Origin of the sequence: Micromonospora sp. C28SCA-DRY-2 (assembly GCF_030519475.1) — a bacterium.
In the GTDB taxonomy this organism is placed as follows: Bacteria; Actinomycetota; Actinomycetes; order Mycobacteriales; family Micromonosporaceae; genus Micromonospora.
This window is the reverse complement of record NZ_JAUMKD010000001.1, coordinates 1,371,784-1,385,567: the sequence shown is the minus strand read 5'-3', so window position 1 is coordinate 1,385,567 and position 13,784 is coordinate 1,371,784. Positions and strand designations below refer to the sequence as shown.

The window sequence follows — 13,784 nt, the reverse complement described above, 5'->3', positions numbered from 1 at the left end:
CACCACCGACCACAACGGGAGCAGACGGGCCATGGGCAGCATCGTCGCCGAAAACCGCAAGAGCCTGATGCTCTTCTCCGGACGGGCCTTTCCGGAACTGGCCAGGGAGATCGGCGAGGTGCTCGGCGTCGCGCCGACGCCGGCCGACGCGTACGACTTCGCCAACGGTGAGATCTTCGTACGGTTCAAGGACTCGGTGCGTGGTTCGGACGCCTTCGTGGTGCAGTCCGTCACGCACGGGGTCAACACCTGGGTCATGGAGACCCTGATCATGATCGACGCGCTGAAGCGGGGTTCGGCGAAGCGGATCACCGTGGTCCTGCCGTTCTACCCGTACTCGCGGCAGGACAAGAAGCACCGGGGTCGGGAGCCGATCTCGGCCCGGCTGATCGCCGACCTGCTCAAGACCGCGGGCGCCAACCGGATCCTCACCGTGGACCTGCACACCGCGCAGATCCAGGGCTTCTTCGACGGCCCGGTGGACCACCTCTTCGCGATGGACGTGCTCGCCGAGTACGTCCAGCACAAGTACGCCGGCCGGCCGATGACCGTGGTCGCGCCGGACTCGGGCCGGGTGCGGGTGGCCGAGCGCTGGACGGACCGGCTGGGCGGCTGCCCGCTGGCCTTCATCCACAAGACCCGGGACCCGTTGAAGCCGAACCAGGTGGTGGCGAACCGGGTGGTCGGCGAGGTCGAGGGGCGGGTCTGCCTGATCGTCGACGACATGATCGACACCGGTGGGACGATCTGCCGGGCGGCGGACATCCTCCGGGAGTCCGGCGCGGCGGACGTGGTGGTCGCCTCCACCCATGCCCTGCTCTCGGACCCGGCGACCGAGCGGCTGAAGAACAGCCCGATCAGCGAGGTCGTGGTGACCAACACGCTGCCGCTGCCGCCGGAGAAGCAGCTCGACAAGCTCACCGTGCTGTCGATCGCGCCGCTGCTGGCCCGGGCGATCCGTGAGGTGTTCGACGACGGGTCGGTGACCACCCTGTTCGGCGGCCTGAGCTGACCGGCCGGCGGGGGTCGGGCGACGCCTGATCCCCGCCGCCCGGCGGGCACCGGCCCGGATTCGCCCCGAGCGCGGTGCACAACGCCAGGGCCCGGCCCGTCGCGATCGGCACGGCCGGGTGCGCGCCGGGTGCGGCCGTGGAGATTCGCCCCCGGCGGGGGAGTCCTGGCCGGCCGGCTGGGGGCGTCGGGGCCGGCCGCGGCGCGCAGACCTGGGGACTGCCGGAGAGCGCGGAATCAGCTCGGGTAGACTGGTGCGGTTGCCACGGCGAGGGTGCCCGGCGGGCCGCTGACAAGCGCCGCACGGAGGCACCGTGATCGACGCGGTGCTCCGGGCAGTCGTTCATGACGCATGAGCCCCAGCGAGCCCCTCGCCCCAGCACCGCCAGACGACAAGCCGCCGCAGCGAAGCATCAGGAGTTTCCCCGTGTCCGAGGTAAAGATCAGCGCCGAGCCCCGTACCGAGTTCGGCAAGGGTGGTGCCCGTCGTACCCGCCGGGCCGGCAAGGTGCCCGCCGTGCTGTACGGCCACGGCGAGAAGCCCAAGCACATCGCGCTTCCCGCCCGGGAGTTCGCCGCGGCGATCCGTAAGGGTGGCGCCAACCAGCTCTTCGCGATCGAGGTGAGCGACGGCACCCAGGCGCTGGCGCTGCCGAAGGCGATCCAGCGTGACCCGATCAAGGACACCTTCGAGCACGTCGACCTGCTGCTGGTCCGGCGCGGCGAGAAGGTCACCGTCGACGTCCCGGTCCAGCTGACCGGTGAGGCCGCCAAGGACACCCTGATCGTGCACGACCACGACACCCTCTCGGTGACCGCCGACGCCACCAAGGTGCCGGACCACCTGGAGGCGTCGATCGAGGGCGCCGAGGCCGGTGTCCAGGTCACCGCCGGTGACGTGGCGCTGCCGGCCGGCGTCGAGCTCGCCATCGACCCGGAGCTGCCGGTCGCCACGGTGACCGCCGCCCCGACGGCCGAGCAGCTCGAGGCCACCCTGCCCGAGGTCGAGGAGGCCGCCGAGGAGGCCGAGGCCGAGGTCGGCGAGGTCACCGAGGGCGCCGAGGAAGCTCCGGCCGCCGAGGGCGAGGAGAACGCCGAGGCGCGTACCGAGGCCTGATCGGTTCGCTTCGTGCGACAGGCGTCCCCGAGCGGTTGGGGGCGCCTGTCGGCGTATTCGGATCTGGTGGCAGCGACAGCGGGAGGGGCGGGTCGTGACGGACGAGGCGGGGCCGTGGCTGGTGGTCGGCCTGGGCAACCCGGGCCGGGAGTACGCGGGTAACCGGCACAACGTCGGGTTCATGGTGGCCGACCTGCTGGCCGGGCGGCTGGGCGCGAAGTTCGGCCGGCACAAGCGCGCGGTGGCGGAGGTCGCCGAGGGCCGGCTCGGTTTCGGCGGGCCGAAGCTGGTGCTGGTGAAGCCGCTGACCTACATGAACCTCTCCGGCGGGCCGGTGGCGGCGCTGGCGCAGTTCTACAAGGTCGCGCCGGGTCAGGTGATCGCTGTGCACGACGAGCTGGACATCGGCTACGGGCAGTTGCGGGTGAAGTGCGGCGGCGGCGAGGGCGGGCACAACGGCCTGCGGTCGATGTCGAAGTCGCTGGGCACCAAGGACTACGTGCGGGTGCGGTTCGGCATCGGTCGGCCGCCGGGCCGGCAGGACCCGGCGGACTACGTACTGTCGGATTTCGGCGCGGTGGAGCGCAAGGAGCTGGAGTTCCTGGTGGACCGGGCCGCGGACGTGGTGGAGTCGGTCGTCACCCGCGGCGTGGAGCCGACGCAGAACCTCTACCACGGCTCGTGAGCCGGGCGGGGCGTCCGGGACCGGGCGTCGCCGGCGGGTAGTCTGCGCCTTTCGCCCGAGTGATGCCGACCGGCGGCGCGGGTCGTCGCCAGGCGCGTCGGGTGGCGCGGGATGGGACGAGGCGACGGGAGCGGAAGTCATGGGCAGTCCTCCGATGATCGACGGCGCGTTCGCCCGCTGGCTGGCGGCCCGGGCCGGTCAGGCGCTGCTGGCGCTGCGGGCCGAGCTGGGGTTCGCCGACGCGGGAGCGCTGAAGTCGGCCGGGGACAAGGTCTCGCACGACCTGATCCGGACCGAGCTGGCGCGCTGGCGGCCGGGTGACGCGGTCCTCTCCGAGGAGGACGAGGGGTCGCGGCTGGCCTGGGCGGCGGAGGTGAACACCGGGGCGGTGTCCCGGCTGACCGCCGACCGGGTGTGGATCGTCGACCCGCTGGACGGCACCCGGGAGTTCGGCGAGGAGGGCCGCTCGGACTGGGCGGTGCACGTGGCGCTCTGGTCGCGTACCGCGCCGACGCCGCACGGGCTGGTCGCCGGGGCCGTCGGGTTGCCGGCGCAGCAGCGGGTGCTGGCCACCGACTATCCGCCGGCGTACCCCCCGCTGACCCTGGAGGCGGCGGCCGCGGGTGGGCGGCGGACCCTCCGGCTGGCGGCCAGCCGGAGCCGGCCGCCGGTCTTCCTCACCGACCTGGCGGAGGACGTCGGGGCGCACCTGGTGCCGATGGGCTCGGCCGGTGCCAAGATCGCGGCGGTGGTGACCGGCGAGGTGGACGCCTACATCCACGCCGGCGGCCAGTACGAGTGGGACTCCGCGGCGCCGGTGGCTGTGGCGACGGCCACCGGGCTGCACGCTTCCCGGATCGATGGTTCTGCGCTGAAATACAACGAGGCGGATCCGCGCCTGCCCGACCTGCTGGTCTGCCGTGCGGATCTCGCCCCCCGGTTGCTTGCGGCGTTGCAGAGACATTCGGGGTAGCCTGAGCGTCTTCCTGACGTACCCGACCGGAAAGGTCTGGAATCGGATGAGCGAGCGAATCGAGCCCCGCCCGTGACCCGCCCCGCCTACCAGGTCTCGCACCTCGACGCGCTGGAGGCCGAGAGCATCTTCGTGATGCGCGAGGTGGTCGCCGAGATGGAGCGGCCGGTGCTGCTCTTCTCCGGCGGCAAGGACTCGATCGTGATGCTGCGGTTGGCCCAGAAGGCGTTCGCGCCGGCCAACATCCCGTTCCCGGTGATGCACGTGGACACCGGGCACAACTTCCCCGAGGTTCTCGAATACCGGGACCGGCGGGTCGCCGAGCTGGGGTTGCAACTGGTGGTGGCGAGCGTGCCGGAGGCGCTGGCCAGCGGGTTGGTGCGCGAGTCGGCCGACGGCATGCGCAACCGGATCCAGACCCCGGTGCTGCTGGACGCGGTGGAGAAGCACCGCTTCGACGCGCTCTTCGGCGGCGCCCGCCGGGACGAGGAGAAGGCCCGGGCCAAGGAACGGGTGTTCAGCTTCCGGGACGAGTTCGGCCAGTGGGACCCGAAGAACCAGCGTCCCGAACTGTGGGCGCTCTACAACGGCCGGCACCACCCGGGCGAGTCGATCCGGGTCTTCCCGCTGTCCAACTGGACCGAGCTGGACGTCTGGCACTACATCGCCCGGGAGCGGATCGCGCTGCCGTCGATCTACTACGCGCACGAGCGCGAGGTGGTCGAGCGGGACGGGATGCTCTACGCGGTCAACGAGTTCTTCCGGCCGCGCGCGGGTGAGGAGCGGTTCAAGGCGCGGGTGCGCTACCGCACGGTCGGCGACGCGTCCTGCACCGCCGCCGTCCGCTCGGACGCCGACACGGTGGAGAAGGTCATCGAGGAGGTCGCCGCCACCCGGATCACCGAGCGCGGTGCGACCCGGGGCGACGACCGGGTCAGCGAGGCCGCCATGGAGGACCGCAAGCGGGAGGGCTACTTCTGATGACCACCGAGACCGTGGCGCCGGCGGCCACCGAGACCTCCGGCCGCCCCATGGACCTGCTGCGTTTCGCCACCGCGGGCAGCGTGGACGACGGCAAGTCGACCCTGATCGGCCGGCTGCTGTACGACACCAAGTCGCTCTTCACCGACCAGCTCGCCGCCGTCGAGGCGGTCAGCGCGGCGCGCGGCGACGAGTACACCAACCTGGCGCTGCTCACCGACGGCCTGCGGGCGGAGCGGGAGCAGGGCATCACCATCGACGTGGCGTACCGCTACTTCGCCACCCCGCGGCGGAAGTTCATCATCGCCGACACCCCCGGGCACATCCAGTACACCCGGAACATGGTCACCGGGGCGTCCACCGCCGACCTGGCGCTGATCCTGGTCGACGCCCGAAAGGGCCTGGTCGAGCAGTCCCGCCGGCACGCCTTCCTCTGCTCGCTGCTGCGGGTCCCGCACCTGGTGCTCTGCGTCAACAAGATGGACCTGGTCGACTTCTCGCAGGAGGTCTTCGAGCGGATCGCCGACGAGTTCACCGCGTTCGCCGCGAAGCTGGAGGTGCCGGACCTGACCGTGGTGCCGGTCTCCGCGCTCAGGGGCGACAACATCGTCAGCCGGTCGGAGAACATGCCCTGGTACGAGGGGCCGTCGCTGCTGCACCACCTGGAGCGGGTGCACATCGCCAGCGACCGCAACCTGGTCGACGTCCGGTTCCCGGTGCAGTACGTGATCCGCCCGCAGTCCACCACCGTGACCGACTACCGGGGCTACGCCGGTCAGGTGGCCTCGGGCGTGCTCAAGCCGGGTGACGAGGTGATGGTGCTGCCGTCCGGGTTCACCAGCCGGATCGCCGCGGTGGAGACCGCCGACGGGCCGGTGGCGGAGGCGTTCCCGCCCATGTCGGTGACCGTACGCCTGGAAGACGAGCTCGACATCTCCCGGGGCGACCTGATCTGCCGGCCGAACAACGCCCCGGCGGTGGCCCAGGACATCGAGGCGATGGTCTGCTGGATGGACGAGACCCGGCCGCTCCAGGTCGGTGGCAAGTACGCCATCAAGCACACCACCCGCTCGGCCCGGGCGATCGTGCGCGGGCTGAACTACCGGCTGGACATCAACTCGCTGCACCGCGACGAGGCGGCCGGCGAACTGCGGCTCAACGAGATCGGCCGGGTGCGGCTGCGGACCACCATCCCGCTGCTCGCCGACGAGTACCGGCGCAACCGCACCACCGGCGGCTTCGTCATCATCGACGAGACCACCAACCGTACGGTCGGCGCCGGCATGATCATCGAAGCCTCCTGACCCGGCCCCGGCGCGCCGGTCAGGAACCTCCGGTCGGGGCGCCCGGGGTCGACAGGGTGGTGCGGGCGGCGAGCCGGGTCCAGATCCGGTAGCCGAGCCAGCGGACGGCCGGCGCGGCGCGGCGGCCGAGCTGGCGCCAGGCGCGGAACGCGAAGATCGCGCAACCGGGGACCAGCAGCAGCGCGCCCGGCACCGGCGCGAGGCTGCCGACCACCAGACCGGCGGCCACGGTCAGGCTGAGCAGCAGGCAGAGCAGCACCGAGGTCGAGCCGAGCTGCCGGCGCAGCTGCCACCGCACCGCCGCCGGCTGCCGGCGCCAGGCCAGCACGCCCGCCGCGGCGACCAGCGGCGGCACCGCCACCGCGGCGGCCAGCCGGGCGGGCCGGCCCGCGTCGCCGAGCGCGCCGGCGATCGTCGCGAACAGCGCCCAGTGCCCGAGGGCGGCCAGCACCAGCAGGTCGAACAGCCGCCAGCACAGCGCGGCGGCGACCGCCTCGTGCGCGGCGGCGGCCCCCGGGTTCTGCGGGTCGGCGGCCAGCGCGGCGGTGAAGCCCCGGGCGGCCCGCCCCGCCCGGTCCCGCGCGGCGTCCAGCAGCGCGAGTTGGCGCAGCGCCGGTTCGTACGCCGGGTCCAGGGCGAGGGCCTGCCGGCAGGCCGCCCGCGCGGCCCGCGGCCGGCCCATCCGGGCGTGCAGGCGGGCGTCGAGCAGGTGTACGTCCGGGATGTGCCGGGCGAGATCCAGCGCGGTGTCGGCGTACCGGCGGGCGACCACCACCCGGGTCGGGTTGCCGAGGGTGAGCAGCGCCTCGGCCAGCAGCGCGTTCGCCTCCCACGACCCCGGCGCCAGGTCCAGCGCCCGCTGCGCGGCGGCCGCCGCGTACCCGGCGTGGCCGGCGGCCAGCAGGATCCGGGCCTTCTCGGCGAGCAGGTGCTCCTTGGCGGTGGCGAAGCCCAGCGCCCGGTCGACCACGCGCATGGCCTCCGCGAGCTGGCCCAGCTCCCGGCGGCAGCGGGCCAGCATGAGCAGCACGCCGACGTGCTCGGGCTGCTCGGCGAGCTGGTCGGTCAGCACCCGTGCCGCGTCGGCGTGCCGCCCGACCCGGATCAGCGCCAGCGCCCGTTCCTGCGCGGTCACACCGGCGTCGCCCACGTCGCCTCCCCAGTCCGTCGCGTCGCCCGCCGGGACACCCTACCGACCGTCGCCTTCGGACCGTCGCCTGGCGGCGGGCCGGGGCGGCGGCTCAGTCCAGGCGGGTGGCGCCCGGACCGGGCAGCACGGTGACGTGCCCGGGGGCGGTGAAACCGCGCTCGGCGTACGCGGCCGTGACGGCGGCGGCCACCGGCTCGGCGGCGTCGGCGTCGACCAGGGCGAGGACGCAGCCACCGAACCCGCCGCCGGTCATCCGCGCACCGAGCGCCCCAGCCGCCAGCGCCGCCTCGACGGCGGTGTCGATCTCCGGCACGGTGATCTCGAAGTCGTCCCGCATCGAGGCGTGCGAGGCGGTCAGCAGCGGGCCGATCTCGCGGATCCGGCCGGCCCGCAGCAGCGCGACGGTGTCCAGCACCCGCTGGTCCTCGGTGACCACGTGCCGGACCCGCCGGCGGGTCTCGTCGTCGTCGAGGCGGGCGAGCGCGTCGTCCAGCCCGGCCACCGTGACGTCGCGCAGCGCCGGTACGCCGAGCAGCTCGGCGGCGTGCTCGCAGGACTTGCGGCGGGCCGCGTACTCGCCGTCGGCGTGCCGGTGCGGGGCCCGGCTGTCGACCACCAGCATGGCGAGCCCGGCGGCCTCCAGGTCGAACGGGATGTGCTCGACCGACTCGTCGCGGCAGTCGAGGAAGAGCGCGTGCCCGGCCCGGCAGCGGATGGCGGCGGACTGGTCCATGATCCCGGTCGGCGCGCCGACGTAGGCGTTCTCGGCCCGCTGGGCCAGCCGGGGCCGCCGCTCGGCGGGCAGGTCCAGCCCGGCCAGGTCGACCAGGGCGGCCAGCACGGCCGACTCCAGCGCGGCCGAGGAGGAGAGCCCGGAGCCGAGCGGCACGTCGGAGGCGATCGCCAGCCGGGCGCCGGGCACGCTGTGGCCGGCCTCGCGCAGCGCCCACACCACCCCGGCCACGTACGCGGCCCAGCCGGTGACCCGGCCCGGCGCGGCGACCTCGGCGGCACCGAAGGTGACCGTCTCGCCGGTCAGCTCCGACCAGACGGTCCAGGTCTCGCCGGACTGGGTGGCGGCCGCCGCCACGGTGCGCAGGGAGAGCGCGAAGGGGAGCACGAAGCCGTCGTTGTAGTCGGTGTGCTCGCCGATCAGGTTGGCCCGCCCGGGAGCCGCCCAGCGGCCCGCCGGCTCCGCCCCGTACGCCTTGCGGAAGCCGGCGGTGGCGCGGGCCGCGACGTCGTCGGTCACCGCTGCTCCAGCACGTGGGCGCGGTAGAAGGCCCAGGCGTCGCCGACCATGTCGTGCAGGGTCGGCTTCCGCGGCACCCAGCCGAGTTCGTTGCGGGCCAGCGCGGACGAGGCGACCAGCTCGGCCGGGTCGCCCTCGCGGCGCGGCGCGACCTCGACCGGCACCGGGTGCCCGGTGACCTCGCGGACCACGTCCACGACCTGCCGGTTGGTGAAGCCGCTGCCGTTGCCGAGGTTGTAGATCCGGTGCTGGCCGCCGGTCGCGGTGTCCAGCGCGAGCAGGTGGGCCCGGGCCAGGTCGGCGACGTGGATGTAGTCGCGCACGCAGGTGCCGTCGACGGTGGGGTAGTCGTCGCCGAAGAGCTGGAGCTTCTCCCGGCGGCCGGCGGCCACCTCGAGCGCGATCGGGATCAGGTGGGTCTCCGGGTCGTGCCGCTCGCCGAGCGCGACGTCGCCGTCGAGGTGCGCGCCGGCCACGTTGAAGTAGCGCAGCGAGACGGCGGCCAGGCCGTGCGCGATCGCCTCGGAGGTGAGCGCCATGTCGACGGCGAGCTTGGTGGCCCCGTACGTGTTGGTGGGGGCCTTGACGGCGGTCTCCGGGATCGGCAGCTCGGTGGGATTGCCGTAGACGGCGGCGGTGGAGGAGAAGACCAGCCGGGGCACCCCGGCGGCGCGGACCGCGTCGAGCAGCGCGAGCGTGCCGACGGTGTTGGTGTGCCAGTAGAGCTCGGGCTTGACCATCGACTCGCCGGCGGCGATCAGGGCGGCGAAGTGCAGCACCCCGTCGAAGCCGGCCTCGGGGGTGACCACCCGGGCCGCCTCGTGGATGGACGCCTCGACGTGGGTCGCCTCGGGGGCGAGCGCGGCCCGGTGCCCGGTGCGCAGGTCGTCGAGGACGACCACCTGGTGCCCGGCGTCCAGCAGCATCCGGGTCACCACGCTGCCGATGAAGCCGGCGCCGCCGGTGACGAGCAGTTTCACGTCGGTCCCCTCCTGCCTGGCCGCTCCGGCCGCGACCATGTGGTGATCACCCTACGGCCGCCGGTCGGGGCGTGCTCCGCGTCCGCTCGCTCGCCATTCCATCATAAACTCTCACGATTAAACAGAGCCGAACATATGCGGTTGCGGGTGGCGACGGCCTCCGCTGTCTACCATCCAAGGCATGCGGGAAGCGGGTCGTCCCGGGCTCCGGCGGCGGACGCGGGAGCGGCCGCGCCGCGAACCGGGCCCGCTCGCCCGGGCGGTCGCCCGGGTCGTGGTCCGCGCCGCGGACGGCGCCACCCGGCTGGTGACCGACCTGCTCGGTGCCAGCCCGGCCGCCGGCCGGGAGCGGATCAGCGAGGCTGACCTGCGCGACCTGGTCGCCGCCAACACGCTGCTGGACCCGGAGGAACGCCGGATCATCGACGAGGTGCTGGTCGCCGGCGCGAGCCTGGTCCGCGAGGTGATGATGCCCCGCACCGAGGTGGTCTTCCTCTCCGCCCGGCTGTCCATCGCCGAGGCGGCCCGGCTGGTCCGCGCCGAGCCGCACACCCGCTACCCGGTGGTCGACGGCACCCACGACGACGTGGTCGGCTTCGTGCACCTGCGCGACGTGCTGCTGCGCCCCGAGGGCGACCCGTGCGCCACGGTCGGCGAGTTGACCCGGGAGGTGAAGCGGCTGCCGGGCAGCAAGCGGGTGCTCGCCGCGCTGACCGAGATGCGCCGGGAGGGGCACCACCTGGCCGTGGTGGTCGACGAGTACGGGGGCACCGCCGGCATCGTCACCTGCGAGGACCTGATCGAGGAGCTGGTCGGGGAGATCCACGGCGAGTACGACGGCCCGCCCGAGCCGGTGCGCGCCGGCCTGCCCGCGGTGGTGGACGGCCGGCTCAACCTCGCCGACTTCGCCGAGCGCACCGGGGTGCGGCTGCCCGCCGGCCCGTACGAGACGGTCGGCGGGTACGTGATGGCGGCGCTGGGCCGGCTGCCGGTGGCCGGCGACGAGGTGCCGGTGGCCGTCGGGCCGGAGGGCGGCCCGGCCGGGGCGGGGGAGCCGCCCGGCGGGTGGCTGCTGCGGGTGCTGGCCCTGGAGGGGCGCCGGGTGGCCCGGCTCGCCGTCTCCGCGATGCGCCTGCCCGAGCAGCGCCGCGAGGTCGACGCGCCCACCGCTACCGGCCCCAACCGACCCGTGGGGCCGTCATGACGGCCGCCGGGCGTTGCTGACAGAATTGCCGGCATGTCCGACGTTCCCGCCCGCCCCCGTGTCTTCTCCGGCATCCAGCCGACGGCCGACTCGTTCCACCTCGGCAACTATCTGGGTGCGGTGCGGCACTGGGTGGCGTTGCAGGACACCCACGACGCCTTCTACTGCGTGGTCGACCTGCACGCGATCACCGCCGGGCACGACCCGAAGGTGCTGCGGCAGCGCTCCCGGCTGGCCGCCGCGCAGCTGTTCGCGGTCGGGCTGGACCCGGAGCGCAGCACGCTCTTCGTGCAGTCGCAGGTGCCCGAGCACCCGATGCTGGCCTGGGTGCTGGGCTGCATCACCGGCTTCGGCGAGGCCAGCCGGATGACCCAGTTCAAGGACAAGTCGCAGAAGCAGGGCGGCGAGCGGGCCAGCGTCGGCCTGTTCACCTACCCGATCCTGCAGGCCGCCGACATCCTGCTCTACCAGGCCCACGCGGTGCCGGTCGGCGAGGACCAGCGCCAGCACCTGGAGCTCTCCCGCGACCTGGCCCAGCGGTTCAACTCGCTGTTCGGCCCGACCTTCACCGTGCCCGCGCCGCACATCGTGAAGGACACCGCGAAGATCACCGACCTGCAGGACCCGACCGCCAAGATGTCGAAGTCCAGCTCCTCCCCGGCCGGCATCATCGACCTGCTGGAGGACCCGGCCCGGTCGGCCAAGAAGATCCGCTCCGCGGTCACCGACACCGGTCGGGAGATCGTCTTCGACGCCGAGACCAAGCCCGGCATCGCCAACCTGCTCACCATCTACTCCGCGCTGAGCGGGCGGAGCATCGACGACCTGGTGGCCGCCTACGCCGGCAAGGGCTACGGCGACCTGAAGAAGGACCTGGCCGAGGTGGTGGGCGACTTCGTCCGGCCGATCCAGGAGCGCACCCGCGGCTACCTCGACGACCCGGCGCAGCTGGACAAGCTGCTCGCCGCCGGCGCGGAGAAGGCCCGCGCGGTCGCCGCCGCGACCCTGCGCACCGCGTACGAGCGGGTGGGCTTCTTTCCGCCGGTGCGCGGCGAGTAGCGCCGCGCGGCGCGACGGTACGGGTGACGGGTCGGCGGTCGGAGGGGTGGCGCGAAGCGTGGACGGCAGCAACGGGGCGCCGGGGGTGGACGACACCATCCAGATCGGGGTCGCGGTGGACATCCCCGAGCCGTGGGGGGCGATGCTGACCCGACGCCGGGCCGAGGCCGGCGACCCGCAGGCCGCGGACATCCCCGCGCACGTGACGCTGCTCGGGCCGACCGAGATCCCGGTGGCGACGCTGCCCGCCGTGGAGCGGCACCTGGGCGCGGTGGCCGCCGCCCACCTGCCGTTCACCCTGCACCTGCGCGGCACCGGCACGTTCCGGCCGGTGACCCAGGTGGTCTTCGTCGCGGTCGCCGCCGGGATCAGCGAGTGCGAGCTGCTGGCCGCCGCGATCAGCGCCGCCCCCGAGCTGCGGAGGGAGGCCCGCTTCCCGTACCACCCGCACGTCACGGTGGCGCAGGACGTCGCGCCGGAGGCGCTGGACAAGGCGTACGAGGACCTGGCCGACTTCTCCGCGATGTTCGAGGTGGAGGCGTTCACCCTCTTCTCGCACAGCGGGCAGGCCCGGTGGCAACCACGCCGGGACTTCCGGCTGGGCGGCTGACTCCGCCGGCGGCCGGGACGGGCACGCGGCGGGCGGGTTGCCCGCGCGGCGGCCGGGGATCGGCGAGGATGACCGCGTGAACGTGTTCGGCCGCCTGGAGGCGGGCATCGGTCGCCGGTTGGACGCCGCCCGCCACCGTTCCGGCGCGTTCGACCACCTCTGGCGGGCCGGCGCACTCTACGCCGACCTGCTGGGCGGGCGGCTGGCCGCGGCGATCGCCTACTACGGCTTCTTCGCGGTGTTCGCGCTCGCGCTGGTGGCGTACTCGATCTTCGGCGCGATCCTGGAGGACAACGACGAGGTCAGCCTCGCGGCCGCCGACTTCCTCCGGGAGAACCTGCCGTTCCTCGACCCGGTGCAGATCGCCGAGAGCAGCGGCACGGTCGGCGTGGTCGGCCTGGTCATCCTGGTCTTCACCGGGATCGGCTGGGTGGAGGCGATCCGCTCGTCGCAGCGGCTGATGTACGGGTTCAACCAGCAGCCGGGCAACCTGGTGGTCCGCCGGCTGGTCGACCTCGGCGTGCTGATCGTCGTCTTCGTGCTGCTCGGTGTCTCGGTGGCCGCGGTCGACGCGCTGGAGTCACTGCTGCGCTTTCTGCTGCGCAGCACCGGCTCGGTCGGCCTCACCACGATCAGCGCGCTGCTGAGCGTGCTGGTCAACGCGGTGCTGGCCACCCTGCTGCTGGTCGCCGTGCCCCGGCTGCGGATGAGCCGGGCCCGGCTGCGCCCGGTGGTGCTGCTGGTCGCGGTCGGCATCACGCTGCTCAACACCGTCGGGCGCTACTACGTGGTGCGCACCGAGCGGAACCCGGCGTACACCGTGGTGGCCGGGGCGGTGGGTCTGCTGCTCTACCTCTACCTGCTCAACCAGTTGCTGCTCTTCGGCGCGGCGCTGGCCGCGACCAGCTCGCGCGGGCGGGTGGTGGACCTCGCGGCGGGCGACCCGCCGCCGGGCGACCTCGACGTGGACACCGATCCCGGCACCCCGGGCGGGGCCGGATGAGCGAGCGGGAGGAGCCGGTGCTGATCGTCGTCGACCAGGACTCGTCGGTGCCGCCGTACGAGCAGGTGCGCGGGCAGCTCGCGGAGATGGTCGGCGACGGCCGGCTGCCGGTGGGCACCCGGCTGCCCACCGTCCGGCAGCTCGCGGCGGACCTGAACCTGGCCGCGAACACGGTGGCCCGGGCCTACCGGGAACTGGAGGCGGCCGGCCTGCTGCGCACCCGGGGCCGGCACGGCACGTTCGTCGCGCCCGGGCGGGACGACGCGATGGACCGGTTGCAGCGGGCGGCGGCCGAGTACGCGGCGCAGGCGGGCCGGCTCGGGGTGCCACCCGCGGCGGCGCTCGCGCTGGTCCGCGCCGCGCTGGACGCGGCCCGGCCGGGCTGACCGGGACACCCTCGCCCCGGGCCGCGCCACAACGGCGGGGCCGAGGGCGACGGGTGGCCGATGCGCGGA

Annotated in this window: 14 protein-coding genes; 11 read left to right on the top strand and 3 right to left on the bottom strand. The window is 73.9% G+C overall.

The features are described 5' to 3' along the window. Window positions 1–31: 31 nt before the first annotated feature. The 6 genes from Q3W71_RS06400 to Q3W71_RS06375 all read left to right on the top strand — a co-directional run bounded on the left by Q3W71_RS06400 (window position 32) and on the right by Q3W71_RS06375 (window position 6,071). Window positions 32–1,012 carry a ribose-phosphate diphosphokinase gene (locus Q3W71_RS06400; RefSeq protein WP_302918336.1) on the top strand — a complete coding sequence of 327 codons (981 nt, stop codon included), beginning with the start codon at window positions 32–34 and terminating at the stop codon, window positions 1,010–1,012. A gap of 426 nt (window positions 1,013–1,438) precedes the next feature. Next, window positions 1,439–2,128, top strand: coding sequence for a 50S ribosomal protein L25/general stress protein Ctc (locus Q3W71_RS06395; RefSeq protein ID WP_302918335.1), 690 nt, complete (start codon window positions 1,439–1,441; stop codon window positions 2,126–2,128). 94 nt (window positions 2,129–2,222) lie between these two features. Further along, a complete protein-coding gene (gene pth, locus Q3W71_RS06390; protein WP_302918334.1) occupies window positions 2,223–2,813 on the top strand; it encodes an aminoacyl-tRNA hydrolase in 591 nt (196 codons plus the stop codon). A gap of 139 nt (window positions 2,814–2,952) precedes the next feature. After that, window positions 2,953–3,786: an inositol monophosphatase family protein gene (locus Q3W71_RS06385; protein WP_302918333.1), complete on the top strand. Its 834-nt coding sequence runs from the start codon at window positions 2,953–2,955 to the stop codon at window positions 3,784–3,786. A gap of 72 nt (window positions 3,787–3,858) precedes the next feature. Continuing rightward, on the top strand, window positions 3,859–4,767 hold the full coding sequence (gene cysD, locus Q3W71_RS06380; RefSeq protein WP_302918332.1) for a sulfate adenylyltransferase subunit CysD: 909 nt from the start codon (window positions 3,859–3,861) through the stop codon (window positions 4,765–4,767). Continuing rightward, a complete protein-coding gene (locus Q3W71_RS06375; protein WP_302918331.1) occupies window positions 4,767–6,071 on the top strand; it encodes a sulfate adenylyltransferase subunit 1 in 1,305 nt (434 codons plus the stop codon). Before cysD ends, Q3W71_RS06375 begins: the two co-directional genes overlap by 1 nt. A gap of 19 nt (window positions 6,072–6,090) precedes the next feature. Here Q3W71_RS06375 and Q3W71_RS06370 read toward each other — a convergent pair whose 3' ends face one another. The 3 genes from Q3W71_RS06370 to galE all read right to left on the bottom strand — a co-directional run bounded on the left by Q3W71_RS06370 (window position 6,091) and on the right by galE (window position 9,492). Next, complete coding sequence (locus Q3W71_RS06370; protein WP_302918330.1) at window positions 6,091–7,221, bottom strand: tetratricopeptide repeat protein; 1,131 nt, start codon at window positions 7,219–7,221, stop codon at window positions 6,091–6,093. Window positions 7,222–7,312: 91 nt separating this feature from the next. Further along, window positions 7,313–8,473 carry a galactokinase gene (galK, locus tag Q3W71_RS06365; protein ID WP_302918329.1) on the bottom strand — a complete coding sequence of 387 codons (1,161 nt, stop codon included), beginning with the start codon at window positions 8,471–8,473 and terminating at the stop codon, window positions 7,313–7,315. Continuing rightward, window positions 8,470–9,492: a UDP-glucose 4-epimerase GalE gene (galE, locus tag Q3W71_RS06360; protein ID WP_302918328.1), complete on the bottom strand. Its 1,023-nt coding sequence runs from the start codon at window positions 9,490–9,492 to the stop codon at window positions 8,470–8,472. Before galE ends, galK begins: the two co-directional genes overlap by 4 nt. A 142-nt stretch (window positions 9,493–9,634) precedes the next feature. On the opposite strand from galE, the gene Q3W71_RS06355 reads away from it, so the two are divergent. The 5 genes from Q3W71_RS06355 to Q3W71_RS06335 all read left to right on the top strand — a co-directional run bounded on the left by Q3W71_RS06355 (window position 9,635) and on the right by Q3W71_RS06335 (window position 13,715). Beyond that, complete coding sequence (locus tag Q3W71_RS06355; RefSeq protein WP_302918327.1) at window positions 9,635–10,657, top strand: hemolysin family protein; 1,023 nt, start codon at window positions 9,635–9,637, stop codon at window positions 10,655–10,657. 33 nt (window positions 10,658–10,690) lie between these two features. Beyond that, a complete protein-coding gene (trpS, locus tag Q3W71_RS06350) occupies window positions 10,691–11,716 on the top strand; it encodes a tryptophan--tRNA ligase (RefSeq protein ID WP_302918326.1) in 1,026 nt (341 codons plus the stop codon). A gap of 46 nt (window positions 11,717–11,762) precedes the next feature. After that, window positions 11,763–12,326 (top strand): 2'-5' RNA ligase family protein, encoded by a 564-nt coding sequence (locus Q3W71_RS06345; protein ID WP_088996107.1) that lies wholly within the window; start codon window positions 11,763–11,765, stop codon window positions 12,324–12,326. A gap of 76 nt (window positions 12,327–12,402) precedes the next feature. Continuing rightward, window positions 12,403–13,329, top strand: coding sequence for a YihY/virulence factor BrkB family protein (locus tag Q3W71_RS06340; protein WP_302918325.1), 927 nt, complete (start codon window positions 12,403–12,405; stop codon window positions 13,327–13,329). Then, the gene (locus tag Q3W71_RS06335; protein ID WP_302918324.1) at window positions 13,326–13,715 is read left to right on the top strand and encodes a GntR family transcriptional regulator; all 390 of its coding nucleotides are present in this window, start codon (window positions 13,326–13,328) and stop codon (window positions 13,713–13,715) included. The genes Q3W71_RS06340 and Q3W71_RS06335 overlap by 4 nt, the downstream gene beginning before the upstream one ends. Window positions 13,716–13,784 lie beyond the last annotated feature (69 nt).

Bases quoted from the DNA above. Each gene is read 5' to 3' on its own strand.
- Q3W71_RS06385 (WP_302918333.1), top strand. From the start codon at position 2,953: ATGGGCAGTCCTCCGATGATCGACGGCGCGTTCGCCCGCTGGCTGGCG.
- trpS (WP_302918326.1), top strand. From the start codon at position 10,691: ATGTCCGACGTTCCCGCCCGCCCCCGTGTCTTCTCCGGCATCCAGCCG.
- Q3W71_RS06355 (WP_302918327.1), top strand. From the start codon at position 9,635: ATGCGGGAAGCGGGTCGTCCCGGGCTCCGGCGGCGGACGCGGGAGCGG.
- Q3W71_RS06335 (WP_302918324.1), top strand. From the start codon at position 13,326: ATGAGCGAGCGGGAGGAGCCGGTGCTGATCGTCGTCGACCAGGACTCG.
- Q3W71_RS06400 (WP_302918336.1), top strand. From the start codon at position 32: ATGGGCAGCATCGTCGCCGAAAACCGCAAGAGCCTGATGCTCTTCTCC.
- Q3W71_RS06375 (WP_302918331.1), top strand. From the start codon at position 4,767: ATGACCACCGAGACCGTGGCGCCGGCGGCCACCGAGACCTCCGGCCGC.
- galE (WP_302918328.1), bottom strand. From the start codon at position 9,492: ATGGTCGCGGCCGGAGCGGCCAGGCAGGAGGGGACCGACGTGAAACTG.